The 24,982-nt window shown below is 45.9% G+C and carries 23 protein-coding genes; 7 read left to right on the forward strand and 16 right to left on the reverse strand.

What is annotated here, in order from left to right; all coding sequences use genetic code 11:
• The first annotated feature begins 25 nt into the window (after positions 1 to 25).
• The gene (gene yihA, locus QMY49_RS14085; RefSeq protein WP_005448545.1) at positions 26 to 685 is read left to right on the forward strand and encodes a ribosome biogenesis GTP-binding protein YihA/YsxC; all 660 of its coding nucleotides are present in this window, start codon (positions 26 to 28) and stop codon (positions 683 to 685) included.
• Positions 686 to 1,201: 516 nt separating this feature from the next.
• On the opposite strand, the gene spfP is transcribed toward yihA, so the two are convergent.
• The 4 genes from spfP to hemB form a co-directional block, all read right to left on the reverse strand.
• A complete protein-coding gene (gene spfP / locus QMY49_RS27350; protein WP_438356636.1) occupies positions 1,202 to 1,249 on the reverse strand; it encodes a small protein SpfP in 48 nt (15 codons plus the stop codon).
• 193 nt (positions 1,250 to 1,442) lie between these two features.
• Positions 1,443 to 4,235, reverse strand: a complete 2,793-nt coding sequence (gene polA, locus QMY49_RS14090) for a DNA polymerase I (protein WP_283312074.1) — start codon at positions 4,233 to 4,235, stop codon at positions 1,443 to 1,445.
• 606 nt (positions 4,236 to 4,841) lie between these two features.
• Positions 4,842 to 5,276, reverse strand: coding sequence for a GNAT family N-acetyltransferase (locus QMY49_RS14095; RefSeq protein ID WP_009701602.1), 435 nt, complete (start codon positions 5,274 to 5,276; stop codon positions 4,842 to 4,844).
• A gap of 125 nt (positions 5,277 to 5,401) precedes the next feature.
• Positions 5,402 to 6,463, reverse strand: coding sequence for a porphobilinogen synthase (gene hemB, locus QMY49_RS14100; RefSeq protein WP_005448548.1), 1,062 nt, complete (start codon positions 6,461 to 6,463; stop codon positions 5,402 to 5,404).
• Positions 6,464 to 6,649: 186 nt separating this feature from the next.
• Between hemB and QMY49_RS14105 the strand changes: the two genes are divergently transcribed.
• Positions 6,650 to 7,414: a TatD family hydrolase gene (locus QMY49_RS14105; RefSeq protein WP_154203282.1), complete on the forward strand. Its 765-nt coding sequence runs from the start codon at positions 6,650 to 6,652 to the stop codon at positions 7,412 to 7,414.
• A gap of 664 nt (positions 7,415 to 8,078) precedes the next feature.
• On the opposite strand, the gene tatC is transcribed toward QMY49_RS14105, so the two are convergent.
• The 7 genes from tatC to rmuC all read right to left on the reverse strand — a co-directional run bounded on the left by tatC (position 8,079) and on the right by rmuC (position 14,261).
• Positions 8,079 to 8,825 carry a twin-arginine translocase subunit TatC gene (gene tatC / locus QMY49_RS14110; protein WP_005448551.1) on the reverse strand — a complete coding sequence of 249 codons (747 nt, stop codon included), beginning with the start codon at positions 8,823 to 8,825 and terminating at the stop codon, positions 8,079 to 8,081.
• Positions 8,826 to 8,893: 68 nt separating this feature from the next.
• Positions 8,894 to 9,292: a Sec-independent protein translocase protein TatB gene (gene tatB / locus QMY49_RS14115; protein WP_005430029.1), complete on the reverse strand. Its 399-nt coding sequence runs from the start codon at positions 9,290 to 9,292 to the stop codon at positions 8,894 to 8,896.
• Between the two features lie 3 nt (positions 9,293 to 9,295).
• Complete coding sequence (gene tatA, locus QMY49_RS14120) at positions 9,296 to 9,544, reverse strand: Sec-independent protein translocase subunit TatA (protein WP_005429959.1); 249 nt, start codon at positions 9,542 to 9,544, stop codon at positions 9,296 to 9,298.
• A 48-nt stretch (positions 9,545 to 9,592) separates the two neighbouring features.
• Positions 9,593 to 11,227: a ubiquinone biosynthesis regulatory protein kinase UbiB gene (gene ubiB / locus QMY49_RS14125; protein WP_167425218.1), complete on the reverse strand. Its 1,635-nt coding sequence runs from the start codon at positions 11,225 to 11,227 to the stop codon at positions 9,593 to 9,595.
• Positions 11,224 to 11,859, reverse strand: coding sequence for a ubiquinone biosynthesis accessory factor UbiJ (locus QMY49_RS14130; RefSeq protein ID WP_038890192.1), 636 nt, complete (start codon positions 11,857 to 11,859; stop codon positions 11,224 to 11,226). Before QMY49_RS14130 ends, ubiB begins: the two co-directional genes overlap by 4 nt.
• An 11-nt stretch (positions 11,860 to 11,870) precedes the next feature.
• Positions 11,871 to 12,650, reverse strand: coding sequence for a bifunctional demethylmenaquinone methyltransferase/2-methoxy-6-polyprenyl-1,4-benzoquinol methylase UbiE (gene ubiE / locus QMY49_RS14135; protein WP_005434558.1), 780 nt, complete (start codon positions 12,648 to 12,650; stop codon positions 11,871 to 11,873).
• 78 nt (positions 12,651 to 12,728) lie between these two features.
• Positions 12,729 to 14,261: a DNA recombination protein RmuC gene (rmuC, locus tag QMY49_RS14140; RefSeq protein WP_283312083.1), complete on the reverse strand. Its 1,533-nt coding sequence runs from the start codon at positions 14,259 to 14,261 to the stop codon at positions 12,729 to 12,731.
• A 169-nt stretch (positions 14,262 to 14,430) separates the two neighbouring features.
• On the opposite strand from rmuC, the gene QMY49_RS14145 reads away from it, so the two are divergent.
• From QMY49_RS14145 to QMY49_RS14155, 3 genes are all read left to right on the forward strand, one after another.
• Positions 14,431 to 15,339 (forward strand): DMT family transporter, encoded by a 909-nt coding sequence (locus QMY49_RS14145; protein ID WP_017189944.1) that lies wholly within the window; start codon positions 14,431 to 14,433, stop codon positions 15,337 to 15,339.
• A gap of 195 nt (positions 15,340 to 15,534) precedes the next feature.
• The gene (locus QMY49_RS14150) at positions 15,535 to 17,982 is read left to right on the forward strand and encodes a sensor domain-containing protein (RefSeq protein ID WP_283312086.1); all 2,448 of its coding nucleotides are present in this window, start codon (positions 15,535 to 15,537) and stop codon (positions 17,980 to 17,982) included.
• A gap of 140 nt (positions 17,983 to 18,122) precedes the next feature.
• Positions 18,123 to 18,563, forward strand: a complete 441-nt coding sequence (locus QMY49_RS14155; protein WP_017189942.1) for a hypothetical protein — start codon at positions 18,123 to 18,125, stop codon at positions 18,561 to 18,563.
• Between the two features lie 51 nt (positions 18,564 to 18,614).
• Here the strand turns inward: QMY49_RS14155 and QMY49_RS14160 are convergent, their stop codons facing one another.
• The 3 genes from QMY49_RS14160 to ftnA all read right to left on the reverse strand — a co-directional run bounded on the left by QMY49_RS14160 (position 18,615) and on the right by ftnA (position 21,166).
• Positions 18,615 to 19,808, reverse strand: coding sequence for a BaiN/RdsA family NAD(P)/FAD-dependent oxidoreductase (locus QMY49_RS14160; protein WP_009703674.1), 1,194 nt, complete (start codon positions 19,806 to 19,808; stop codon positions 18,615 to 18,617).
• Between the two features lie 416 nt (positions 19,809 to 20,224).
• Entirely contained in the window at positions 20,225 to 20,548 is a 324-nt protein-coding gene (gene uspB / locus QMY49_RS14165) for a universal stress protein UspB (protein ID WP_005448571.1), read from the reverse strand.
• 90 nt (positions 20,549 to 20,638) lie between these two features.
• A complete protein-coding gene (gene ftnA, locus QMY49_RS14170) occupies positions 20,639 to 21,166 on the reverse strand; it encodes a non-heme ferritin (RefSeq protein WP_005434576.1) in 528 nt (175 codons plus the stop codon).
• A 421-nt stretch (positions 21,167 to 21,587) separates the two neighbouring features.
• On the opposite strand from ftnA, the gene uspA reads away from it, so the two are divergent.
• Entirely contained in the window at positions 21,588 to 22,013 is a 426-nt protein-coding gene (gene uspA / locus QMY49_RS14175) for a universal stress protein UspA (RefSeq protein ID WP_005434578.1), read from the forward strand.
• Positions 22,014 to 22,083: 70 nt separating this feature from the next.
• Entirely contained in the window at positions 22,084 to 22,962 is an 879-nt protein-coding gene (locus tag QMY49_RS14180; RefSeq protein ID WP_005434580.1) for a carboxylate/amino acid/amine transporter, read from the forward strand.
• A 75-nt stretch (positions 22,963 to 23,037) separates the two neighbouring features.
• On the opposite strand, the gene QMY49_RS14185 is transcribed toward QMY49_RS14180, so the two are convergent.
• Together QMY49_RS14185 and QMY49_RS14190 are read right to left on the reverse strand one after the other, a co-directional pair.
• A complete protein-coding gene (locus tag QMY49_RS14185) occupies positions 23,038 to 23,637 on the reverse strand; it encodes a hypothetical protein (protein WP_187992585.1) in 600 nt (199 codons plus the stop codon).
• A gap of 489 nt (positions 23,638 to 24,126) precedes the next feature.
• Positions 24,127 to 24,906, reverse strand: coding sequence for a class I SAM-dependent methyltransferase (locus QMY49_RS14190; protein ID WP_009705451.1), 780 nt, complete (start codon positions 24,904 to 24,906; stop codon positions 24,127 to 24,129).
• Positions 24,907 to 24,982: the final 76 nt, after the last annotated feature.

The following is a 24,982-nucleotide window of genomic DNA, read 5'->3' on the forward strand; positions in this document are numbered from 1 at the left end:
ACACAAAGTCGAGATGGAGTTAACAGTGAGCGTAAAAATTCATTACCAAAACACGCATTTCATCACCAGCGCACCCGATATTCGTCACTTACCTGAGGACGAAGGTGTCGAAATTGCGTTTGCAGGACGCTCAAACGCTGGTAAATCGAGTGCACTTAACCGTCTTACTAACCAAAAAAGCTTAGCAAAGACATCAAAGACACCAGGTCGTACTCAATTGATCAACCTTTTCAAAGTGGAAGAAGGTTGTCACATTGTCGATTTGCCAGGATATGGCTTCGCTCAAGTACCGGTTGAGATGAAGAACAAATGGCAAAAATCATTAGGTGAATACCTACAGAAACGCGAGTGCCTAAAAGGCTTGGTGGTTCTGATGGACATCCGTCACCCAATGAAAGATCTCGACCAACAAATGATTTTCTGGGCAATCGACAGCCGCATCCCTGTTCAAGTTCTTCTGACTAAAGCAGACAAACTGAAAAGCGGTGCTCGCAAACAAACGCTACTGAAAATCCGCAAGCAAGTGGAAACATTTGGTGGTGACGTATCGGTTGATGTGTTCTCTTCACTGAAAGGTCTAGGTGTCGATCAGCTACGTGCCAAACTGGACACTTGGTTTGCACCAGCATTTGCACACTTGATTGAAGAAGACGAGCAAAACGCTCCAGAGAGCGGCGAAGAATAATTAACAAAATTTGTTAAATTTTTTCGACACAGCCCTGCCTTTTGGTGGGGCTTTTGTTTATCTGTCATCTAAAAACGTGAATTTCAGGCAATAAAAATCCCCACCTTCCTGGCAGGGATAACGGGAGAGAAAAATTGGTAATTATTGTTATGTGGCGAAGCATTACTGAACTGAGATTCGATTTCAATAGGTTAAAAAGCAATCTTATTTCCTGCTCACCGACAAATATCCCCACCCAAACCATCCAATAGTCTTAACATTCAGATAGTTAAGTTAAACGAAGTATCAAAAAGACGTAACTTAGTTTCTTTCAAGAAAAAATAATAGTGTGACTGGCGTAAATTTACAGCATGAATAACGCAATAAATTTAAAGGAAAAATCGAGATTTTGCAGTGACTTAGAGAGGTCAAAAAAGAAGGTTTTTGAGGGTTTAGCTTAACTTACTGATCAAAAAGAAAATTTTTCTTTCGCCCAATAAAAAACGCCCCAGTCAAAAACTGACTGGGGCGGCTGAATCAGCCTAATCCAATAACGTGAAACAAAAGGTCTGAAAGATAGAACATCTTACCTCTGTACCCTACGAGAGATAATGTACAACAATTGGTCAGATTTGCAAAGAACTTTTGTAGTTTTTTTTCATGAAAGTTTTATTAAGCAACATTAAATCTCAGATCTGATTTGCTTTTTTAATGACACAAAAAAGCCAGCGTTTGTGCGCTGGCTCATACTAAATGGGCTAAATTGGCTTAAAAATGACTAGTGTGCTTGATCCCAGTTGTCACCGTGACCAGCTTCTGCCACTAGAGGCACTTTCAGCTCTGCTGCAGATTCCATCAAATTCTGTACTTTACTTTCAATTTCGGACAAAGACGACTCTTCAACTTCAAATACCAGTTCATCGTGTACTTGCATCAGAAGTTTCACTCGACCGTTGCCTTCTTCTTGAATCCACTGATCAACTAACAACATCGCTTTCTTGATGATGTCCGCAGCGGTACCTTGCATCGGTGCATTGATCGCTGCACGTTCTGCCGCCTTACGACGCATGCCGTTACGAGATTGAATTTCAGGAAGGTGTAGACGGCGACCAAAGATGGTCTCGACGAAGCCTTGCTCTGAAGCCGCACTGCGCGTGTCTTCCATGTACTGCATCACGCCTGGATAGCGCTCGAAGTACTTGTCCATGTACGCTTGTGCTTCACCACGAGGAATACCCAGTTGCTTCGCCAAACCAAACGCACTCATGCCGTAGATTAGACCGAAGTTAACCGCTTTCGCACGGCGACGTTGCTCACTTGAAACGTCTTCAATAGAAACGCCCATGATTTCTGCTGCGGTTGCTGCGTGGATATCTTTGCCGTCACGGAACGCATCAAGCAGCGCTTGGTCACCAGATAGGTGCGCCATAATACGCAATTCAATCTGAGAGTAGTCGACTGCCAGAATCTTGTAACCCGTAGGGGCAACGAATGCCTGACGAATACGACGACCTTCTTCATTACGAATTGGGATGTTCTGCAAGTTAGGATCGGTTGAAGATAGACGACCCGTTGCTGTCACCGCTTGGTGGTAAGAAGTATGCACACGACCCGTTGATGGGTTGATCATCTTCGGCAACTTATCGGTGTAAGTTGATTTTAGCTTCGCCAGACCACGGTATTCCAAAATCAGTTTTGGTAGTGGGTAATCCAGAGCCAGTTCTTGCAGCACTTCTTCATTTGTAGAAGGTGTGCCTGATGGCGTCTTCTTGATAACTGGTAGACCCATTTTTTCAAACAGAAGCGCTTGCAGTTGCTTCGGTGAGTTCATGTTGAACTCTTGTTCTGCAATCTCATAGGCTTTCTGCTCAAGCTCGTCCAGACGTGCAGCAATTTCTACAGATTGCGCGCTAAGCTTCATGTCATCAATCAATACACCAGTACGTTCAATGCGAGACAGCACAGGCACGAGAGGCATTTCGATTTCTTCGTATACGGTTTTTAGCTTTTCATCTTGCTCGATGTTAGCAAACAAACGGTTATGTAGACGAAGTGTCACGTCCGCATCTTCTGCAGCATATGGTGAAGCTTCATCCAGTTCGATTTGGTTGAAGGTCAGTTGGTTCTTACCTTTACCTGCGATTTGCTCGAATGAAATACAGCTGTGCTGTAGGAAACGCAGTGCCAAACTGTCCATATCATGTTTGCCACCTACGCTGTTGTAAACGTAAGACGCCAACATGGTGTCGTGCTTGATGCCTTTCATCTCAATACTGTAGCGAGCCAGCACAGACGCATCGTATTTTAGGTTTTGACCGACTTTCGCCTGAGCCTCATCTTCAAGAATCGGCTTTAGCTGTGCCAGTACCCAATCACGATCCAGTTGCTGAGGCGCATCTAGGTAGTCATGAGCCACTGGTACATAAGCAGCAATGCCTTCGTCAGTTGCAAATGACAAACCAACCAAGTTTGCCACCATGTAATCTAGGCTGTCAGTTTCGGTATCAAACGCAAATAATTCAGACGCTTTTAGCTTGTCTAACCAAGCATTAAATGAAGCTTCATCTAGGATGGTTTCGTACTGGCTACGGTCGATTTTTACTGCTGAAGTGTCCATATCTGCTTTAGATGAAGCAGAGCCCCCACGCGCAGCGCCGGTTGATTCATCCGCTTCTACTACACCTGTGCCGCCTTCTAATAACTCGTTCAACCAAGACTTAAACGTCAACTGACCGTACAGTTTGATCAGCTCATCGGTGCTTGGTTCTGCTTTTAGCAATGATTCTGGCGTCTCTTCCAGTTCCACATCCAGCTTGATAGTGGCAAGCTCGTAAGACAGCATCGCGTTGTCTTTGTTGTCGACTAGCTTCTTGGCCATGGTTTTTGAACCACGGAAGCCAAGCGCAGCGATATCATCAAGGTTTTCATACAGCTTTGTCAGGCCACCAATGCCTTGTAGCAAAGCAGTAGCGGTTTTATCACCCACACCCGGAACGCCAGGAATGTTATCAACTTTATCGCCCATCAACGCTAGGTAATCGATGATCAATTCTGGTGGGATACCAAACTTCTCAACCACACCTTCACGATCCATCACAACGTTGGTCATGGTGTTGATCAAGGTAACGTTGTCATCCACCAACTGCGCCATATCTTTATCGCCAGTACTGATCAAAACAGGCATGCCTTGCTGCGATGCTTGATAAGCCAGAGTACCAATCACATCATCGGCTTCTACGCCAGGAATACAGATCAATGGCAGACCCATAGCGCGAATAACGTTGTGCAGAGGTTCAATCTGGCAACGAAGATCGTCCGGCATTGGTGGACGATTCGCTTTGTATTCCGGGTACATATCATCACGGAAGGTTTTACCCTTCGCATCGAAAACCACTGCGATACGATCAGAAGCAAACTGACGCATCATGCTGCGTAACATGTTGACTACACCGTAAACTGCGTTAGTTGGAATTTCACCGTTACTCATCGTGCCTGGGTAAGCGTGAAAAGCGCGATATAGATAAGAAGAACCGTCGATCAGAATCAACGGATTTTCAGGAATACTTGCCATAATTGTCTGTATCCAAATCAGTACTTAATAGATCTGCTTAGAATGCCATGACTGCTGATCCGAATCTATCTTGTTCGCTCGATCAAGGTCGCGGAAATTTTCCGATGTTATTCACGAAACTTGCACCTTCTTGTGGATAACTCTGTTTATAGAAATTATCCACTGGTTATCCAACGGAAATAAAACCAACAAAACACCAGCGTAAGGCATTGTTTTTAATAAAAATAAATACCAACAGGCGAGAAGATCAACGATCCTAAAATGATCATGACATGTGGAAAAGTTGCCAATAGAGGCGTCAATTAGAAATCTCAGAAAAGAAAAAAGCGACCCAATTGGGTCGCCTAGCAGAAGTGGTGAAGCTATTTCCATTTATATGGCAGCTTAACCAAGAAGCTATAAATTACACTGGAAGCAATGTGAGCAATGTCGTGTCAAAAAGAATTCGTGCAAGTTCTGGGGAAAATGTTTCATTACCTTCTCAACACTCAGTTAATTAGCAACTCAACGTCCTTGTGAACTTTCCTCATTCCCTAAGACAGGTTTAATAATAATGATTCTCATTTAACAGTCAATACCTAAATGAGAAAAAATCTCATTTATTTTTTATAGCGCCTTAATGAAGTGGACTCGAGACTCACGCAAGTTGGTTTTTTCTTCAAACTTTTCAATGATATAGTCATTTCTTAGCAACAAACGAAGCATGGCAGGAAATTGATTGCGTGATTTCACTTTTAACGTTTTGTAGCCCTGCTCTGCGACCCATTCTTCTTGCGCTTCCAATAACATCTGAGCCACACCCTCATTGCGCGCTTCTGGCGCAACGCCACCAAACCAGCTGTAAAAGGTGTAATCATCTAACTCATAGCCGATTTTAAAGCCAAGGATAGCTCCTGCTTTCTCAGCGACTAAGATTAAGCTTTTTTTATCCCCAAGACGCTCCGCCATGGATTCAACCGTCTCACCACGTGCAAACTCAGTAACACGAGCCACCACTTGGATCGCTTCTTCCAGCGTGCCTTCACGAATCAGCATTGTCATTGTCTTACTCTCCAGAAATAAATATACCCAAGTAACTTCAAGCCGTGTGTATTCCGTCTTGAGGGTACTTGGGTATATTCAGACCGACAACAATTGTCGGTCTGGTTTTTCTCATTGAGCGATAATTACTCGTCTGTCGCTTCTTGAGTCTTTACTAGGTGCTCTGCAGCTTGTGCATTTTCTTCCGCTAACCACTCTGCTACATCTTTCGCGAAGTAAGTCAGGATGCCATCCGCGCCTGCACGTTTGAAGCAAAGCAGAGATTCCATCACGGTCTCGCGCTCTTTTAGCCAACCATTCATGATGGCTGCTTTATGCATCGCGTACTCACCAGAAACTTGGTAAGCGAACGTTGGAACTTGAAGCTCAGTCTTAACACGACGAACCACATCAAGGTAAGGCATACCTGGCTTAACCATCACCATGTCAGCGCCTTCATTGATATCAAGAGCCACTTCATGTAGCGCTTCATCCGTATTCGCAGGGTCCATTTGGTAGTTTTTCTTGTTGCCACCTTTTAGGTTCGCTGATGAACCAACTGCATCACGGAATGGACCGTAGTAGTTTGATGCGTATTTCGCAGAGTAAGCCATGATTTGAGTATGGATGTGACCCGCTTCTTCTAGTGCTTCACGGATTTTACCGATACGACCATCCATCATGTCTGATGGTGCAACCACGTCTGCACCCGCTTCTGCGTGAGACAGCGCTTGTTTTACAAGTACTTCGGTTGTCTCATCATTCATCACGTAGCCATCTTCATCGATGATGCCGTCTTGACCGTGAGTAGTGAACGGGTCAAGTGCCACATCTGTGATCACTCCGATTTGAGGTACGTGCTCTTTTAATGCACGTACTGCGCGCTGAACCAAACCTTCAGGGTTGTAAGCTTCAGCAGCACATAAGCTTTTAGCGTCTTGGTTTACGACAGGGAAAAGCGCGATTGCTGGTACGCCTAGGTTTGCTAGGTATTGTGCTTCTTCTAGCATTAAATCAATCGACAAACGTTCTACACCCGGCATCGATTCAACACTTTCACGACGATCTTTACCCATCAGAATGAACATTGGGTAAATCAAATCGTTTACTGAAACTTGGTTTTCAGCCATCAAACGACGACTAAAATCGTGCTTACGCATACGACGCATACGGCGTGCAGGGAATGGACCTTGAATTGATACAGACACCACTTTCTCCTTGTCTGGAAGGTTACGATGATCAAATCATCTGGTGGCAAAATCATATCACTCTTGATACACCTTGCGAGCAGCAATATGGAAAAACGGCATGAAAAAAACCGAAAATGACCCCGCACTCACACTCAAGTATACTTCTCACTAATTCCATACACCGATAAACCATAGAGACCAACCATGATCGATACTCACGCTCATATTTACGCTAGCGAATTTGATAACGACCGCGACGAGGTGGTGAAGCGCGCTTTAGAACAAGGCATTGATAAAATTCTGCTGCCGAACATCGATCTTGAGTCTATTGAGCCGATGCTAAAAACCGAAGCGGCTTATCCTGAGGTTTGTCGTTCAATGATGGGGCTGCATCCATGTTACGTCGATGGCAATGTCGAGCAAACACTGGAAATCATCCGTGGCTGGTTTAAAAAGCATAACTTCATTGCAGTGGGTGAAATCGGTATCGATCTGTACTGGGATAAAACCTTCCGAGCAGAACAAGAGATGGCGTTTGTGACTCAGTTAACCTGGGCTAAAGAGATGGATTTGCCTGTCGTTATCCACACTCGTGATTCAATTGAAGAAACACTGACCTTACTTCGTCAAGAACAAGATGGTCGCTTGCGTGGTGTATTCCATTGTTTTGGTGGCAGCGTAGAAGAAGCACAGGCGATCAACGAGCTTGGGTTCCACTTAGGTCTGGGCGGAGTATCAACCTTCAAAAACGGCGGTATGGATAAGGTTATCCCGCATCTGGATATGAACTGGGTGATTCTAGAAACAGACTGCCCGTACCTTGCCCCTGTTCCACATCGTGGGAAACGTAACGAACCAGCTTACACTTCTTTAGTGGCGGCGCGCGTGGCGGAACTACGCGGAGAAAGCCTTGAAGCGATTGATGCGCTGACGACCAAAAACGCAGAAGAGTTGTTTAGCCTGAAGTGATATAAGTACTTACATAAATTAAAATAAAACATTTCGTTATAATTCAATATATTAACCTTAAATATATAAGTAACATGCTATTGAGATATAAGCGCTTCTCTCCCTAAACTATTGCCCATATATTCAATGATATGGGCTGCTCATGAACACTTGCCAACACGGTATTTACTTACAGCGTCAAAAACGCACCCTATTGCAAAAACTAATGGGCATCAAAGAGGTATACATCTGCTCAAGGTGCGGATACATCCGCAAAATTACATAGTCTTGGTATACCCAAGTAACCTCGAGATGCTAGGTTCAGCGAGACTGACTTGGTTTGTAGACGCAGCGGCGATTTAAAGGTTTAGTGCTACAAACCAATTATTTCATAATCATATAGTTGTACTCTTAACTATATAGTTAGTCCCATTGAATTATGTACATGATTTCACATAAAATACCCGCCGGCTTATAAAATAAAAAAGATAGGATTCGCAATGTGTAATCACGGAGTGTATTTACAACGTCAACAACGCAGTTGGTTTCAAAAATTGATTGGAATTAAAGAAGTATATGTCTGCTCTAAATGCGGTCACGAAATCAAGCTTCGATAAACTGTAGATACCAAAAAGCGGCTCCATGAGCCGCTTTTTTAATACTAAATGGTGGAGTTGAAGTTACTTTACTCTTCCACTTGCTCTTCTTCATCTTTACGTGTGTAGAAACGCGCGAAGAACAAACCCACCTCAAACAGCAAACACATAGGGATTGCCAGTAGGGTCTGAGAAATCATATCCGGCGGCGTAAGTAACATACCGACAATAAATGCACACACGATGATGTATGGACGCTTCTCTTTCAGATCTTGTGGTGTGGTTGCGCCAGTCCAACATAGCAAAATGATCGCCACAGGTACTTCAAACGCGATACCAAACGCCATAAACAGCGCCAGCACAAAGTCGAGGTAACTCGAGATGTCGGTTGCGAACTCCACCCCACCAAGAGAGATGGCGGTAAAGAAGCCAAACACCAGTGGGAATACCACGAAGTAGGCAAACGCCACACCGCAGTAGAACAACAGTGAGCTAGAGAACAGCAATGGCATGATCAATCGACGTTCATGCTTGTACAAACCTGGCGCGACAAAGGCCCATACTTGGTACAAGATAAACGGCACCGCAATAAACACCGAAGCAATCAAGGTTAGCTTCAAAGGTGTGAAAAACGGTGAAGCCACATCGGTTGCGATCATCGTTGCACCTTCAGGTAGGCGTTCTACCAAAGGCGCTGAAACAAACTCATAAATGTGGTTAGAGAAGTAAATTAGTCCAACAAACACCACCAATACTGCAGCAATGGCTTTGAGCAGTCGGTTGCGAAGTTCTAATAAATGACTAATTAAAGGTTGTGTCTGCTCGACGGTAGACATGGCAAACCTCTTTTTTAAAACCTGATCAAAAAGGAGCTACCAATCACTAGTAGCTCCTCCTAATGAGACTATTCGGCTTTCTTATCTGCCGCTGTAACCTTAATCTCTTCCGCTTTCTCAACGGTTTCAGTCGCAGGTGCCTCTTGTTTAGGCTCCGCTTCTGATTTGGTTGGTTCCGCGTAAGGGCGGTTTACAGATTGCGCCGCTTTCTTCAATTCTTCGACCGAAGATTTCAGCTCAGGAGATAGATCATCCATCCCCATTTGCTCAGCTTTGCGCAAGTTTTCTTGCAGTTCTTGAACTTTCAGCTCGTGTGACAACTCGTCTTTGACGCTATTTGCCATACTCTTCGCTGCTCCGACAAAACGAGAGACACTGCGGATGGCATGTGGCAAACGCTCTGGACCAAGAACAACCAGACCAACAACAGATATTAATACCAGTTCCCAAAAACCGATATCAAACACGTTTTACGCCTGCTCTTTGTCTTTTTTCGATTCAGGAGCTGCTTCTTTCTTTTGCTGCTCTTCTAGACTTTTTGGCTCGAAGTCTGCGTCTTTGTCGTCTTTCTTCGCAGGCTCATCTTCGCTCATTGCTTTTTTGAAGCCCTTAACGGCACCACCCAGATCGCCACCGATACCGCGTAGTTTCTTAGTTCCGAATAGCAATACAACAATTACAGCAATGATTAGAAGTTGCCAAACACTGATACCACCCATTCTTTTTACCTCGGGTCTTTAAACAAAATTATTTCAAGAGTTTAACGTCTATCGACGATAAGCTCGCCAACTAAGCAACCAAAATGTGACCCCTGCGATACCGCTAGCGATCGATAGCTGCTCATAAGCGTTATCCACCAATATTGCCGAGCATACGACTAAAGTGGCTCCAACGCCAAATAAAAACTTTCCTGTCGCCTGCTGACGCTTGCTGTGACGGTAACCTTGATAAAGCTGATCCATGCGTTGATTCATGGCTTTACCTTGTTTAAGGCTATCGTAAAGCAGCTCCGGCAGTTCCGGTAACTTCTCTGCCCAAAACGGCGCACGGTCTTTAATGGCATTCACTAAAGCTTGCGGACCGACTTGGTTCATCATCCATTCTTCAAGGAAAGGTTTCGCGGTCTCCCACAAATCTAGTTGCGGGTACAACTGGCGACCCAGTCCTTCGACGTACAACAGCGTTTTTTGTAGCAATACAAGCTGCGGCTGCACTTCCATATTGAATCGACGCGCAGTGTTGAACAGGTTCAACAGTACGTGACCGAACGAGATTTCACACAGTGGTTTAGCAAAAATTGGCTCACACACAATGCGAATCGCAAATTCAAATTCATCGACATTGGTATCGGCAGGTACCCACCCCGAATCAACGTGCAATTCCGCTACGCGGCGGTAGTCACGATTGAAGAAAGCGAGGAAGTTTTCCGCCAGATAGCGTTTGTCTTCACTATTAAGTGTACCAACGATCCCGCAATCCAGCCCAATCCACATCGGATTCTCTGGATGCTCCGGTTTAACGAACACGTTGCCCGGGTGCATGTCGGCATGGAAAAAGCTGTCTCGGAACACCTGAGTGAAGAACACACTCACCCCGCGTTCCGCGAGCAATTTCATATTGGTGCCATTCGCTTCCAAGCCTTCAATATCAGAGACTTGGATGCCATATATTCGCTCAGAAACCATGACAGTTTCATTACTAAAGTCAGGAAAAACTTCTGGTACGTAAAGCTCTTCACTGCCTTCGAAGTTGCGACGCAGTTGAATCGCGTTCGCCGCTTCACGACGCAAATCGAGTTCATCAAGTAAGGTTTTTTCGTACTCGCGAACCACTTCAACTGGTTTCAAACGACGTGCTTCAGGCATCGCTCCGGCGACTATACGCGCCATTCGGTGCATCAGTTTTAGATCTGAATCAATGACCGGACGAATATCTGGACGGATGACCTTTAATACCACTTCTTGGTTAGTGTCTTTTAATCGAGCCGTATGCACCTGAGCAATCGACGCAGACGCTAACGGTTTGATATCAAATTCAGTAAACCAGTTTTCTAATGGACCGCCCAGAGCGAGTTCCATTTGTTCTTTCGCTAACTGCCCATCAAATGGCGCAACTTGGTCTTGCAAAAGCGCAAGAGGATCAGCGATATGCGGAGGGAAAAGGTCACGGCGAGTCGACATCATTTGACCGAACTTAATCCAAACCGGACCAAGTTCTTGCAGAGCGAGACGAAGGCGCTCACCCAGCGGTTTCTCTGGGTGCTTGTTCTTAATCCAGAATAGGCTTTTGCGCATCAAAAGCGGCGCTTTGGTCAGTTGATGATCAGGCAGCAACTCATCCAAGCCGTATTCCAGCTGAACTTTAATGATTTGGTATAAGCGTTTTATTTCTGCTGGCGTCATGAGTTCTCCAGCGCAGGCTTATCCGAATCGAATTTGTTTAGTAGTGCGTTTAGGCGCGCTTCAACACGAGAAGCTTGGCTACGAACGTCATCCACTTGGTCACAGAAGTGGGCAATTTCCAGCGGTGCTGGCGCCAACTTCCACTCTTCTGTTACCACTTGAGCAAGATGGCGTTGGTGTTTTTCTGCTTGAGAAGCAAAGAAGCCGCTGACGTTTTTTGTGCCTTGCACAAAGGTATGTGCCACGACATCACCTGTCAGGCGAGACAACCACTCTTCGATGTCGGGTTTGCAATCCACCATCAATTGAGAGAACTTCTGCGCCAATTGGATATCACCTTCAAGCTCAAGCTTATCTTGCTTGATAAGGCGAGTGATGTTGGCTTGATCGCGCAGCTCAGGCAGTACACTTAGATTCAACGACAGATAACAATCTGGCTGACCTTCATAGTTGCCCAAAACATCGATTTGCTGGCTGAAGATGAACGTCAGTGTCTTATTGATTTCTTTCAGATGAATTTGAATCACCTGACCTTTAAGACGTGACAAACGACGACCCAATTCAGGATCGTCTTTAATCAGCGTATTTAATGTCGTCTCAATAACGGCAGTGATAAGAGGTTCAAATGGCATACCGCTTATCCTTAGAATTTGTAGCCGCGGTGCAGCGCCACAATACCACCCGTTAGATTGTAGTATTTGGTGTTTTCGAAGCCCGCTTCTTTCATCATGCCTTCCAGCGTGTCTTGATCTGGGTGCATGCGGATAGATTCGGCTAGGTAACGGTAGCTGTCTGCGTCATTCGCCACTAGTTCACCCATTTTTGGCAATAGGTGGAATGAGTACGCGTCGTACACTTTTGATAGTGGGTCTAGGATTGGTTTTGAGAACTCAAGCACCAACAGACGACCACCTGGCTTCAACACACGGAACATAGAGCGCAGCGCTTTGTCTTTATCAGTGACGTTACGTAGACAGAAGCTGATAGTGATCACGTCGAAGTAATCATCTGGGAATGGCAGTTCTTCTGCGTTCGCTTGAACGTAATGCACGTTACCTACAATGCCGTTGTCGCGCAGTTTATCACGACCTACATTCAGCATTGAGTTGTTGATGTCCGCTAAGATCACGTGACCTTGGTCGCCAACAATGCGCGAAAACTTCGCCGTTAAATCGCCAGTACCACCACCTAGGTCAAGAACACGTTGTCCCGGACGAGCGCCACTGCAATCAATAGTAAAACGCTTCCAAAGGCGATGAACGCCACCTGACATCAAGTCATTCATGATGTCGTATTTTGCTGCCACTGAGTGGAAAACTTCGGCAACTTTGGTCACTTTTTCGTCTTTTGCCACTGTGGTAAAACCAAAGTGGGTAGTGTCGTTATCTAACGCTGTATTTGATTGCACACTTGTGTCCGTCATTCTGATTCCTCTTGGGCAGCACTTTCTCACTACGGGGCGGTTGATAACAAATAGGGTCGCCCACTGTACTGCGGGCGATTAGTTTACTTTATCCTCAGCCGGATGTCTTTCTACTAAAGAAGCATTTTCCGAAAATGACTCACTCTGCGCCAACTGAGCAAGATCTGGCGAGATTGGACGTTTTACTTCCACTCCTAGTTGCTTGAAGCTTTCAGCCTGACGGATCACGTTGCCACGCCCTGTGGCCAGTTTATTCATTGCCCCTTGGTACGTTTGGTTAGCTTTATCTAATGCGCCGCCCAGTCCTTCCATGTCGTCAATGAACAAGCGGAGTTTGTCGTACAGCTTCGCCGCTCGTTCCGCGATCAATTGGGCGTTTTCGTTTTGGCGTTCGTTACGCCACAAGTTATCTATCGTACGTAGCGCCACCAGCAAAGTGGTAGGGCTGACCAAAATAATGTTTTGTTCCATCGCATCTTTAACCAAGCTTGGGTCGGCTTGAATCGCAACTTGGAATGCAGGCTCCACCGGAATAAACATCAACACATAATCTAAGCTCTGGATGCCTTTTAACTGGTGGTAATCCTTAAGGCTCAAGCCTTTGATGTGCGCGCGCAGCGCGGCTAGGTGATCGCTCAGCGCCTGCTCTCGTTGAATGTCGTTCTCTGCGTTGAAGTAACGCTCGTACGCCACCAGCGCCATTTTCGAATCGACCACCACTTGTTTGTTTTGCGGTAAGTGAACAATCACATCTGGTTGATAGCGTTTGCCCGCCTCATTTTGCAAGCTCACCTGAGTTTGGTACTCATGCCCTTCACGCAAACCAGATTCTGCCAATACACGAGCCAGAACCACTTCACCCCAGTTGCCTTGCTGCTTGTTGTCACCTTTCAGAGCTTGAGTCAGATTGACTGCTTCTCGGGTCATATGCTCGTTCAAGCGTTGCAGGTTCTTCAACTCATGCACCAAAGTGTGACGCTCTTTGGCTTCTTGGCTAAAGCTGTCGTTAACTTGTTTCTTGAACCCTTCCAGTTGCTCTTTGAGTGGAGACAGCAAACCTTCCAAACTCTGACGGTTTTGCATGTCGACTTTGGCGGTTTTCTCTTCAAACAACTGATTCGCTAAGTGTTCAAATTGCTGCTTCAAACGCACTTCTGCTTGCTCAAGAATTTGAAGTTTTTCTGCATTAGCTTGGTTAATTTGCTCGTGACGCGCTTGCTGCTCACCAAGTTGGGTTTCAAGACGCGATTTATGCTCTCGCATCTGCCCTAGCTCATCAAAATACTGCTGACGCTCCTGTTTCACCGCTTCGAAATAGCGCAGTTTTTCCATCGCCGCCATCAACTTGCCATGACTTTGGCGCACCTCGAATGCCGCTTTATCGCGCTCGTCATCAAGCTCATCCAATTCTTGCTGTGCTTCGGCGAGGCTTTGCTTCACCTGTTCAAGTTGTTGTTGATGAAGCTGTTTTTCAGAGGAGAGCTGTTGTTCGAGCAATTGAGTTTGCGTGGCAAAGCGTTGTTTAACCCACCAACCCACTGCAACACCGCTGATGGTCGCGGTAAAAAGAGAAGACAGAATGAGAGATTGATGCTCAAGAATCCATTGCATAATAGCGAGTTAGCCTGTGTTTTTTATCTTTAATAATGGTATTTACATACTGGATAAATGTCCAGTTTGTTGGATGAAAAATCCTCGCATACACTAGGCGCTCCGTACAACATACTCACACCTGCTCAAACCAACATCAATGAGCGGTACATCATCACACAGAGGCATCATGAACGAGCGTCGCGCCCTAGGATTTGGGCTATCAGCGGTATTACTTTGGTCAACAGTAGCGACCGCATTTAAATTGACTTTGGCGGAATTCTCACCGATTCAGATGCTGACCATGGCGAGTATTGTCTCGGCTATCGCACTTATCGTGGTATGTGGCGTGCAGGGAAAGCTGAATCAACTCAGTTCAACGTTTCTTGCCAATCCTTGGTACTACTTACTGCTCGGATTGATTAACCCACTGGCGTACTACCTCATCTTGTTTAAAGCCTACGACTTATTGCCAGCCTCCCAAGCGCAGGCGATCAACTACAGTTGGGCGATCACGCTCACCTTGATGGCGGCGGTTTTCTTGGGTCAAAAGATCCGCAATAAAGACTGGATTGCTTGTGGCTTTAGTTACTTGGGTGTCATCGTAATTGCCACCAAAGGCAACGTGTTAGGAATGGAATTCGAAAGTCCGCTTGGTGTGGGATTAGCGCTGCTTTCAACATTGCTTTGGGCAAGCTACTGGATTCTCAACACCAAAAACAAAGCCGACCCTGTAGTGGGCGTACTATTGGGCTTTCTGGTCGCGATTCCGTTTGCAATTGGTTTAAGCATTTATGAAGGCGCAGACTGGAGCCAAATCACCGCGAAAGGTTGGGCGGCAGTGACTTATGTTGGTCTGTTTGAGATGGGCGTAACCTTCGTGTTGTGGCTAACGGCACTCAAGCTCACCGAGAACACCGCACGCATCAGCAACCTGATTTTTGCTTCACCATTCATCTCGCTCATGCTGCTTGCGACCATCATTGGTGAAGAGATTCACCCATCCACTTTGATTGGCTTAGTGCTGATCATCAGTGGCTTGGTGATTCAACAAGTGAAGTTCGGCAAAAAGCAAAAACAGGCGAACACCGTTCAATGATGACGTCCGAAACCATTGCAAAAATGAGACGCGATTTATAAAAAAGAGAGCTAGCTAACAGTTTACTCGATTAATGAAGTGTTCCTTGCTTGGATTTGTTCGGGCTTTGGATACGATATAGCCAAAGCCCGATATGAACGTCTAATTAGATGTTAACAACATAAATCCAAGGGCGCTCAGGATGCTTTATTAACTATGTTTCGCTTCGCTATCTCCCCTGCATTGATGACAGACTGGAAACAGGCTCTGCAACAATGCTGTGATGCCACACAGGCGCACGGTCAGCTTTATACTTTCAGCTACACTCGCCAATGGCGCTTGAGTGAGGTGGCGACATCGCCGCAACATCATCGTGAAATCGTCGCGATTCTCGATCCAGCCACTGAGCACTTTATCTATCCTCAGCTTGTTGTTGAGCAAACGCCCTTTCAAAACCAAACCTTGAGTTACTGCCCGATATGGTTGCCGAGCGGTGAGCTGTTTGCTGCATTCGCATTGGTTCATCCAACCGATCAAGATACTGTCATTTCTGGATGGTTAAGCGCATTGGCAGGACGCGTCGGCTTTGATGTTGCTCAGACTTACCATAAAGAGCAGCAGCGTCACGATGTTCAATTGCCAGAGTTACTGCCATCCCTGCAAGAGTTCATCGATTGCTTAGAAGACCACACGTGGATAAAGAGCACTGATGGTCGTTACGCGATGACCAACCGCAGCGTTGAAGACTCTTGGCAAATGACGGGCAGTGAAATTGTCGGCAAGAATGATTTCGAGTTATTCAGCAGCTGTCGAGCGAAGAAGTTCATTGATACCGACCAGTTGGTGATCGCTACAGGCAGCCAAAACACGGTTGAAGAGTGCACTCTGATTGATGACAACAACAATCCGACTTGGCTGGAAACCATCAAATCGCCAATCCGCAATCAAACCGGAGAGCTGATTGGTATTTTGGGTATGACACGCAACGTCACTCGTCGAAAAATGGTAGAAACTCAGTTGTCATTGGCGTCAAAAATCTTCGATAACTCCCACGAAGGGATGGTGATCACCGACCGCAAAGCCAACATTCTTGATGTGAACAGCGCCTTCACCCATATCACTGGTTACGCAGCAGAAGAGGTGATCGGTAAGAACCCAAATATCTTGCGTTCTGGGCATCACGACCACGAGTTTTATCAGCAGTTGTGGCGTCAGCTAGAAAGCAAAGGTCAGTGGAAAGGCGAATTCATCAACCGCAAAAAAGATGGCAGCATTTACCCGCAGCTCGCCACCATCAGTGCGGTAATGGACGATAAGAACCATCTGATCAACTACATCTGTGTGTTCGAAGACATCTCGGTGCGTAAAGCGCATGAAGAAAAACTGCAACGCATGGCGTTTTACGATCCATTGACCAACCTTCCTAACCGTACTCATTTGATCAGCTTGCTAGAACAACACATTGAAAACGGTCAGAAGCATCAACACGCGTTTGCGACTCTGTTCCTCGATATCGACCACTTCAAGCACATCAACGACAGCATGGGGCACTTCTGTGGCGACCAACTGCTAACTAAGCTCGCTGAACGTCTGCAAGATGTGCTGCACTTGCGTGCTCATGTGGCACGTATCGGTGGCGATGAGTTTGTCATTATATTGCCGAATATCGAATCGGATTCGCAGCTGATCGACACTATTGAGGACATACTTTGCCTGTTCAATCGTCCTTTTGAAGTCAGCAAGAACGAATCTCTGCGCATCTCCACCAGCGTAGGCGTGGCGCGTTATCCTCAAGACGGGCAAGACAGCGAAACCTTACTCAAGAATGCCGATACAGCCATGTACTTGGCGAAGAAAAACGGTCGTAACGGCTACGCATTCTACTCACCGGATTTGACCGATAAATCCGTGTCTCACGTGCGTATGCAGTCTGCTTTGCATGAAGCGATTGAGAAGAATCAACTGCACCTAGCGTACCAACCGCAATACAACTTAAGCGCCAACGAACTGGTTGGCGTAGAAGCCCTGCTACGCTGGCAACATCCTGATCTTGGAATGATTTCTCCGGCAGATTTTATCCCGATTGCAGAGAAAACTGGCTTGATTCAGAGCATTGGTAAATGGGTCTTGGAGCAAGCTTGTTTGCAAGGTCGCGCATGGCTGGATAACGGCATTGAATTTGGCAAGCTTGCGGTGAATGTATCGGCTCTTCAGCTACAACAATCAGACTTCATCAGCAAACTTGGAGTTATTCTAAAAGAGACCGAATTCCCGGCGCACCGCCTAGAGCTGGAAATCACCGAAAGCTTCTTGCTGATTGACCCACAACAAGCCATCGCATCACTCAACTTGCTGCGCGAGCTCGGCATTGAGATTTCCCTTGATGACTTTGGTACCGGCTACTCATCACTGTCTTACCTCAAAGGTTTGCCAATCAACAAATTGAAGATCGACCGCTCTTTCGTAAGCGATGTTCCAAGCAATACCGACAGCAATGCGATCGTGAATGCCATCATAGCCATGGGACAAACCCTGTCATTGAAAGTGGTTGCCGAAGGCATCGAAACTGACGAACAAGCTCAATACCTATTCGAGCGCGGCTGTATCTATGGACAAGGCTTCCGCTTTAGCGCCCCAGTTCGCGCAGAGAAGTTGTTTCGTTAGAGATCGTTCGCAAAAGTAATCTGCCCAGATAAAACATCAGCATGTTTTATCTGGGCTTTCTCGAAACTTCTTCTGATTAATTCGACATCCAAGCCCAAACTGCACAGGCTTGTTGAATTGCGAAGGGGAAGAAGCAAAAAATGAAGAACTCAATATTACTCTTGCTCAGTATCATGGGCTTTACCATTGTGCACGCCCAACCAACATCACCCTCATTGCTCGCAACCTATGCTAACTATTTGGCAAACGCATCAGAGGAAAATATCTCAGAGACTTATTGGCAGTATTTCTCGAAGGAGGCACTCACAGGTATCGAGGTAAGCTCTCCAACAACAAAAGAGCAGTTACTGTTCAAACAGTTGATGAGGTCAACAAGCAGTGTCTATGAGGTGCATTTCAACGACTATGGCTGCCTTAGCGTGAATGGCAAAAACTCGAACGATGAGCCCATCACGTTCAATATTGAATATGAGATAGAAAATAGCCGGGCGTTGATATCACACATCGATGTGCAGCTGCATAACTCAGAAAAAGAGTTCCCGACCAAAGCAACATGCCCACGAGACTATATGGTGTTTTGAAGTGAAGGATAGGCTGAGCTGAGACAACGCTCAGCCTAAAGAAAATTTTGCTTAAACCCACTGACCAGCAACAAAGCCGCTCGACCAGCACCATTGGAAGTTATAGCCACCTAACCAGCCAGTTACGTCCATCACTTCACCGATGAAGTACAAACCTTTGATGTTCTTACATTCCATGGTTTTTGAAGACAGGTGATCAGTGTCTACACCGCCTAGGGTCACTTCTGCAGTGCGGTAACCTTCCGTGCCGTTCGGTGCGACTGCCCAGTTTTCTAGACGCTCAACGATGGTTGCCATTTCTTTCTGGTTGAACTGCTTAAGAGGTTTGTCTGCTAATTCTTTACGTTCAATCAGCACTTCAACCAAACGCTTTGGTAGCACTTTTGCTAGCGTGTTCTTCAACGATTGGTTTGGATGCTTCTCGCGGCTGCGTTCTAGTAGCTCGGCGATGTCGTCGTTTGGTACGAGGTTGATCGTCACCTTCTGACCCGCTTTCCAGAATGACGAGATCTGCAGTACCGATGGACCCGACAAGCCGCGGTGAGTAAACAGCAATGCTTCTTTGAACATAGTACCGTCTTGCGCAGTGATTTCTGCCGGGATCGCAATGCCCGATAGCTCAGCAAAATCTTCTTTGTCTTCTTTATGCAGTGTAAACGGCACCAAACCTGCTGTAGTGGTAATCACCGGGATCTCGAACTGTTCAGCAATCTTGTAACCGAATGGCGTCGCGCCCAATTTAGGCATCGACAGACCACCCGTTGCCACCACCAAAGATTCACATTCGATATTTTCAGTACCAGCATGCAGACGGAAGCCCACATCGGTTTTCTCGATCGAATGTACATCACATTGGTAGCGTTGTTGGATGTTTGGCATGTCGCATTCTGCTAGTAGCATCTTAACGATGTCTTTTGCAGTAAATGCATCAACACAGAACAGCTGTCCATGATCGCGCTCTTCAAACTCGATGCCATGCTTGCTGATCATCGAGATAAAGTCCCAGTTGGTGTATTGAGACAACGCCGATTTCACGAAGTGTGGGTTTTGGCATAAGTAGTTGCTCGCTGAGACGTCGTAGTTAGTGAAGTTACAACGACCACCACCTGAGATAAGGATTTTACGTCCTGGCTTTTTCGCATGATCCAGCACGAGCACACTGCGACCGCGTTTGCCTGCTTCTGCTGCACACATCAAACCCGCCGCACCTGCGCCGATTACAACAACATCAAATTTCTTACTCATGGGTAACGCTCAATTACTTATTTAAATTGGTTTATACCCAAGTAACCTCGAGATGCTTGGTTCAGCGAGGATGACTTGGTTTGTAGACGCGGCGGCGATTTAAAGGTTTAGTGGGTCTAAATCAAAAATCGACAACAAAGTATACAAGCCAAGGCAACTCGCCCTTCGGGAGCGTGTCATTGACCCGATTTCTACGTCAAACAACTTGGAAAGAGCTGGCTATTACACTGCGTTGTTTTCCTTGAAGTCAAATCAATGACAACGCTCTGAACTCTTCATCTTGAAGTCACTTGGGTATGTAAATCCAAAAATAAAAAAGGATGTGCGTAATGCACATCCTTGCTTTCTGCGGGCGCTATTCTAACGACAAAAGTCGAGCGGGAAAAGCGCTTAAATTCCAAGCACAGCTTGCTGGCTTAAAGAATGAAGGCAGCCAGTAGGGTCACACCAAGTAAAGCGGTCGATAAAATGAATAACCCGCGCACCCTTTCGCATTTGCCAGTAAAGATCTCATCGTGATGATGGTGATACTCTTTACTCTTAATGTAATGGTACAGCCGCACCTGTTTGGTGACGTTACCATGGGTGGTGAAAAATCCATTGCCATCCACTTGCTGATAAAGCAAAGGATGCGCTTCACGCATGATGTAAATTAAAGAACGAAGAGCGGTGAGATAACGGACCATGTTTACTCCCGTTACTACCATTAGCGCAAATAAGATTGTGTCTCCACTGATCATCTTTTCCTCCCTACATCTTCAACGATGCTCAAGAGATAAAGACGATCAATGCTTCGTCCTTAACCCGCTGCTTACCGCGTCGGGAACACGTTATGCAGCTGGAGCACCCATAATTGAAGATGAACCTTCTTTTGCCATTTGTGCTAGATCTTTATCGATGAAGAACAATGCTTTACCGTCTTCACCAACTAATTCGATCTTATCTAAAATCCCTTTAAACAACTTCTCTTCTTCGTGCTGTTCAGCCACGTACCACTGTAGGAAGTTAAACGTTGAGTAGTCTTGGCTTGTAAATGCAACATGCGCCAATTTATTAATCTTTTCCGTGATCATTTGCTCATGTTCGTAGGTTTCACGGAAAACATCGCCAAGGCTAGCAAAGTCATGCTTAGGTGCTTCAATTGCACCTAGGATTGGCATTGAGCCAGTTTCACTTACATAAGTGAAAAGACGTTGCATGTGCTCCATTTCTTCTACGGCGTGAGCGCGTAAAAATTCAGCCGCACCTTCAAAACCTTTGTCTTCACACCAAGCACTCATTTGTAAGTATAGATTGGATGAGAAAAATTCTAGGTTAATTTGCTCATTCAATTGTTCAACCATAGTTTGAGACAGCATGTTAACTCCTATTTATGTGCATGCAATATACCCAAGTAACCTCAAGATGGGTGGGTTCAGCGAGAATAGCTTGGTTTGCAGACGAGGCGACGGTTTGAAGATCTAGTGGTTCTAAATCAATAATCGTCAACAATGTTTGCAAGCCAAGATAACTCGCCCTTTGGGAGCTTGTCACTGAACCGATCTCTTCGTCAAACATTTTGGTAAGAGCGAACTATTACGCTGCAATGTTTTCCTTGCGCTCGAATCAGTGACAAAGCTCTGAATCCCACGTCTTGAAGTCACTTGGGTATAACGCCACTATAACATGATTACTGTGGCAACACTTTGTACCTACGATATTGATATGAGATCACTTCAGCAAAATTATCTGAGACTTAGTGCTAATCTGACACTATGACCTTATCAAGGAGATAGCAATATGAGTTACAAACACGTACTTGTGGCAGTCGACCTCTCAGACGACAGTAAAGTGTTGATTAAGAAAGCCGTGTCACTGGCTAAACCTCTGGATGCGAAAGTCTCTTTCATTCATATCGATGTGAATTACGCCGAGCTTTACACCGGGCTTATCGACATCAACATGGCGGAGGCGCAACACCAAGCGATGGAAGCGTCTCGTACACAGTTAGCGAATTTTGAAGAATACGCAGAGTACCCAATCACGCATACGTTGGTCGGTAGCGGTGATTTGAGTAACGAACTGTGCGATACCATTCAGGACTACAATATTGATTTGGTGGTTTGTGGTCACCACCAAGATTTCTGGAGCAAGATTCTTTCGTCGACGCGTCAGCTTATTAACTGCTCACCCGTCGATATGCTGGTCGTACCGCTAAAAGACTGATTTGCGTTGGCGTGACCTTAAAACTTGGTTAGACTGCGGGCACATTTGTTGTTGATAAAGATTCTCATCCATGGCTTATCTATCCGCAGTTACCCTACTTTGGGCATTCTCATTTAGCCTGATCGGCGTTTACCTTGCCGGTCAGGTTGACTCTTGGTTCTCAGTTTTCATGCGCGTCGCGCTGGCGAGCCTAGTCTTCATTCCTTTCTTAAAATTCCGTGGCGTAAGCAAATCTCTGATCGCGAAATTGATGATCGTGGGCGGCTTCCAACTCGGCTTAATGTATTGCTTTTACTACCAGTCTTTCCTACTCCTTTCTGTACCAGAAGTACTGCTGTTCACCGTATTTACCCCTATCTACGTCACCTTGATTTATGACTTCTTGAAAGGTCGATTCTCACCTTGGTATTTGGTTACGGCGGCAATCGCAGTGCTGGGCGCAGCGTGGATTAAGTTTGCAGGCATCAATGAAAACTTCTTGATGGGCTTTTTGGTCGTACAAGGAGCGAACCTGTGTTTTGCCATCGGTCAAGTCGGCTATAAGTACATTATGGAAACCGAATCGGTTGAACTGCCGCAGCACACGGTATTTGGTTACTTCTACTTGGGCGCATTATGCGTAGCGACCGTCGCCTTTGCTCTGATGGGTAACTTGGACAAAATGCCAACCACAGCTACGCAATGGGGCATTCTGACTTACCTTGGTTTGATTGCATCAGGCTTTGGTTACTTTGCGTGGAACAAAGGCGCAACCATGGTCAACGCAGGTGCACTTGCGGTAATGAACAACGCGCTTGTCCCTGCTGGTTTGATTGTGAATATCGTGATTTGGAACCGCGATGTTGATGTGACGCGACTTGCTATTGGTGGTGCTATCATCATGCTATCACTGTGGATTAATGAGACTTGGGTGAAAAAACGCGTAGAGATGAGTTACGCCAACAAGTAACACAGCTAATCCTACAAACATTTCGACAATAAAAAACGCTCTCCAACTGGAGAGCGTTTTTTTGATGTGATTCGATTAATGCACTTTGGCTTGCGAGCTTGCGCTCATCAATGTGTTTGGTGGCGTTGGTAGCAACACCTCTAGTTTGGCATTTCGCGCTTCAAGCTTGCGCTGGCGTTTGAGCAATTTTTGCTGCTTTTTGGCTAACTTAAGCAACTTCTTCTGTTGCTTGTAATGTTTCTTGACCGCTTTCTTCGCCTTCTTCAGCGCTTTCTTATCTGACAAATCAAACATAGCTGGCGCCTCTAGCTTAGTGGTTGAGGTTACGGCTGCGACTTTTGCTGCCAGTTTTTTCTCTTTCACTCGTTCCACAACACGTTTAACGATCGCGGCTTTCTCTGCGCTTTGTTCTGGTGCCATGATGATTGGGGTATCTTGAGTTAGAGATGGGGTTGGCAGTGCTTCCGCCAATAGACCACAAGCCTGTTGCTCGGATAGCGGTTTGTCTTGGCACTTTTGAGGTGGAATCGCGGCAGGCTTACACAAGGTGTTTTTCGATGCAGAAGAACGAGCACAAGAACGACAGACAAACTTAGGTGCCACCACGAGACGGTGAATATCACCCAAACTCTCAGCAATCTGTTTGCGGCTCATCTTACATAAACGTTTCGCCATGCTACTACTCCAGCTTCCCAATTCTCGACTGTTTTACTCTACGGCATCACATAAGTGAAATAATAATAATTCTTAGTTAGATATACAGTCAGTATGCCGAATTAGCAAGAGAAAAGTATCAATAAGCAGAGCAAACACCAGATACAAACACAGCGCCAAATTAGGCGCTGTGAGAAGAAGTTTTTTGTCGTCAGGTGTTTAGGGTCTGTTGACCTTTTGCGGTTAAATTTTGTTCGAGATAAAAGCGTTTTAATCGCGGCGAGAGGTTTGTAGCCTAGTTATTCTAAGCAAAATCCTCTCAACAAAGAGTAAAACGCTTTTAGCCGAACCCTTTGGGCAGCGTTTGTGGCTCCTTTCTACTGCGTTATCGGCTTATCAGGTAGGGCAACTACATTTCAAAGCCTCTGCCTCTTTCTTAGTTTATAAAGAAGGAAGAATCCACAAACGGCTGCAAAAATCAGCTCAAAAGGTCAATAGACCCTAGTTGAATTACGCCATTGATGCCTTCACATACACATCGAAACGGTTCTTTTTGGTTTCGATTGCCATACTCGGCTTTTGCTCATCAAGCCAGTTGGCGTAATCTGGACGCTTGACCACCACACGCTTACTCGCCAATGCCATAGCTGGAGCAAGCAAACCATCCGCATCAAGATCTGCACCAACCAAAGACTGGAAGACGCGCATCTCTTTCTTCACTAATGCCGATTTCTTTTTGTTTTCAGGGTGTGGGTACATTGGGTCGAGATAAACCACATCGGGCTGGACAAAGTCTTTATCTTGCGCCAATTGTTCTAACGCATCATGGCTAGAAGCGTGAATCAAAGACATGCGCTCTGATACCCAAGTTCCGATTTCTGGATCGTGTTTCGCGCGAGCCAAACCGTCATCCAACAACGCAGCGACCACTGGGTGACGCTCAACCATTTGGACTTTACAACCTAACGACGCCAATACGAACGCATCGCGCCCTAAGCCAGCGGTGCCATCAAGCACAGTTGGGGTTGCGCCTTTGTTCAAACCCGCCGCTTTCGCGATAGCCTGACCTTTACCGCCACCGAACTTGCGACGATGCCCTACTGCACCACCAATCAAATCCACAAAGATCGCACCCAGCTTTGGCTCATCCACTTTACGCAGCTCTAAACGCTCTGTCGTGAGGACTAAGGCAAAGTCACTGTCATCAGTGTGAGAAAGCTGCCAACGCGCAGCGAGTTCATCAAGGTGAGACTGTTGAGATGGGTCTTCACAAATCAATTGCAGTTGCAAAAGGAGGCTCCAGTAAAAATCGGTTTAACTGGCGCTGAGTGTATACCCAACCCGCCTCTAATTGCTAGGTTGAGGA

The organism is Vibrio harveyi (assembly GCF_030060435.1).
Lineage (GTDB): Bacteria > Pseudomonadota > Gammaproteobacteria > Enterobacterales > Vibrionaceae > Vibrio > Vibrio harveyi.

Bases quoted from the DNA above. Each gene is read 5' to 3' on its own strand.
- uspB (WP_005448571.1), bottom strand. From the start codon at position 20,548: ATGATCAGTGGAGACACAATCTTATTTGCGCTAATGGTAGTAACGGGA.
- QMY49_RS14150 (WP_283312086.1), top strand. From the start codon at position 15,535: ATGTTTCGCTTCGCTATCTCCCCTGCATTGATGACAGACTGGAAACAG.
- polA (WP_283312074.1), bottom strand. From the start codon at position 4,235: ATGGCAAGTATTCCTGAAAATCCGTTGATTCTGATCGACGGTTCTTCT.
- tatA (WP_005429959.1), bottom strand. From the start codon at position 9,544: ATGGGTGGTATCAGTGTTTGGCAACTTCTAATCATTGCTGTAATTGTT.
- QMY49_RS14160 (WP_009703674.1), bottom strand. From the start codon at position 19,808: ATGAGTAAGAAATTTGATGTTGTTGTAATCGGCGCAGGTGCGGCGGGT.
- uspA (WP_005434578.1), top strand. From the start codon at position 21,588: ATGAGTTACAAACACGTACTTGTGGCAGTCGACCTCTCAGACGACAGT.
- ubiE (WP_005434558.1), bottom strand. From the start codon at position 12,650: ATGACGGACACAAGTGTGCAATCAAATACAGCGTTAGATAACGACACT.
- QMY49_RS14130 (WP_038890192.1), bottom strand. From the start codon at position 11,859: ATGCCATTTGAACCTCTTATCACTGCCGTTATTGAGACGACATTAAAT.
- QMY49_RS14145 (WP_017189944.1), top strand. From the start codon at position 14,431: ATGAACGAGCGTCGCGCCCTAGGATTTGGGCTATCAGCGGTATTACTT.
- QMY49_RS14155 (WP_017189942.1), top strand. From the start codon at position 18,123: ATGAAGAACTCAATATTACTCTTGCTCAGTATCATGGGCTTTACCATT.
- QMY49_RS14185 (WP_187992585.1), bottom strand. From the start codon at position 23,637: ATGGCGAAACGTTTATGTAAGATGAGCCGCAAACAGATTGCTGAGAGT.
- QMY49_RS14105 (WP_154203282.1), top strand. From the start codon at position 6,650: ATGATCGATACTCACGCTCATATTTACGCTAGCGAATTTGATAACGAC.
- rmuC (WP_283312083.1), bottom strand. From the start codon at position 14,261: ATGCAATGGATTCTTGAGCATCAATCTCTCATTCTGTCTTCTCTTTTT.
- QMY49_RS14180 (WP_005434580.1), top strand. From the start codon at position 22,084: ATGGCTTATCTATCCGCAGTTACCCTACTTTGGGCATTCTCATTTAGC.
- ftnA (WP_005434576.1), bottom strand. From the start codon at position 21,166: ATGCTGTCTCAAACTATGGTTGAACAATTGAATGAGCAAATTAACCTA.
- ubiB (WP_167425218.1), bottom strand. From the start codon at position 11,227: ATGACGCCAGCAGAAATAAAACGCTTATACCAAATCATTAAAGTTCAG.
- QMY49_RS14095 (WP_009701602.1), bottom strand. From the start codon at position 5,276: ATGACAATGCTGATTCGTGAAGGCACGCTGGAAGAAGCGATCCAAGTG.
- tatC (WP_005448551.1), bottom strand. From the start codon at position 8,825: ATGTCTACCGTCGAGCAGACACAACCTTTAATTAGTCATTTATTAGAA.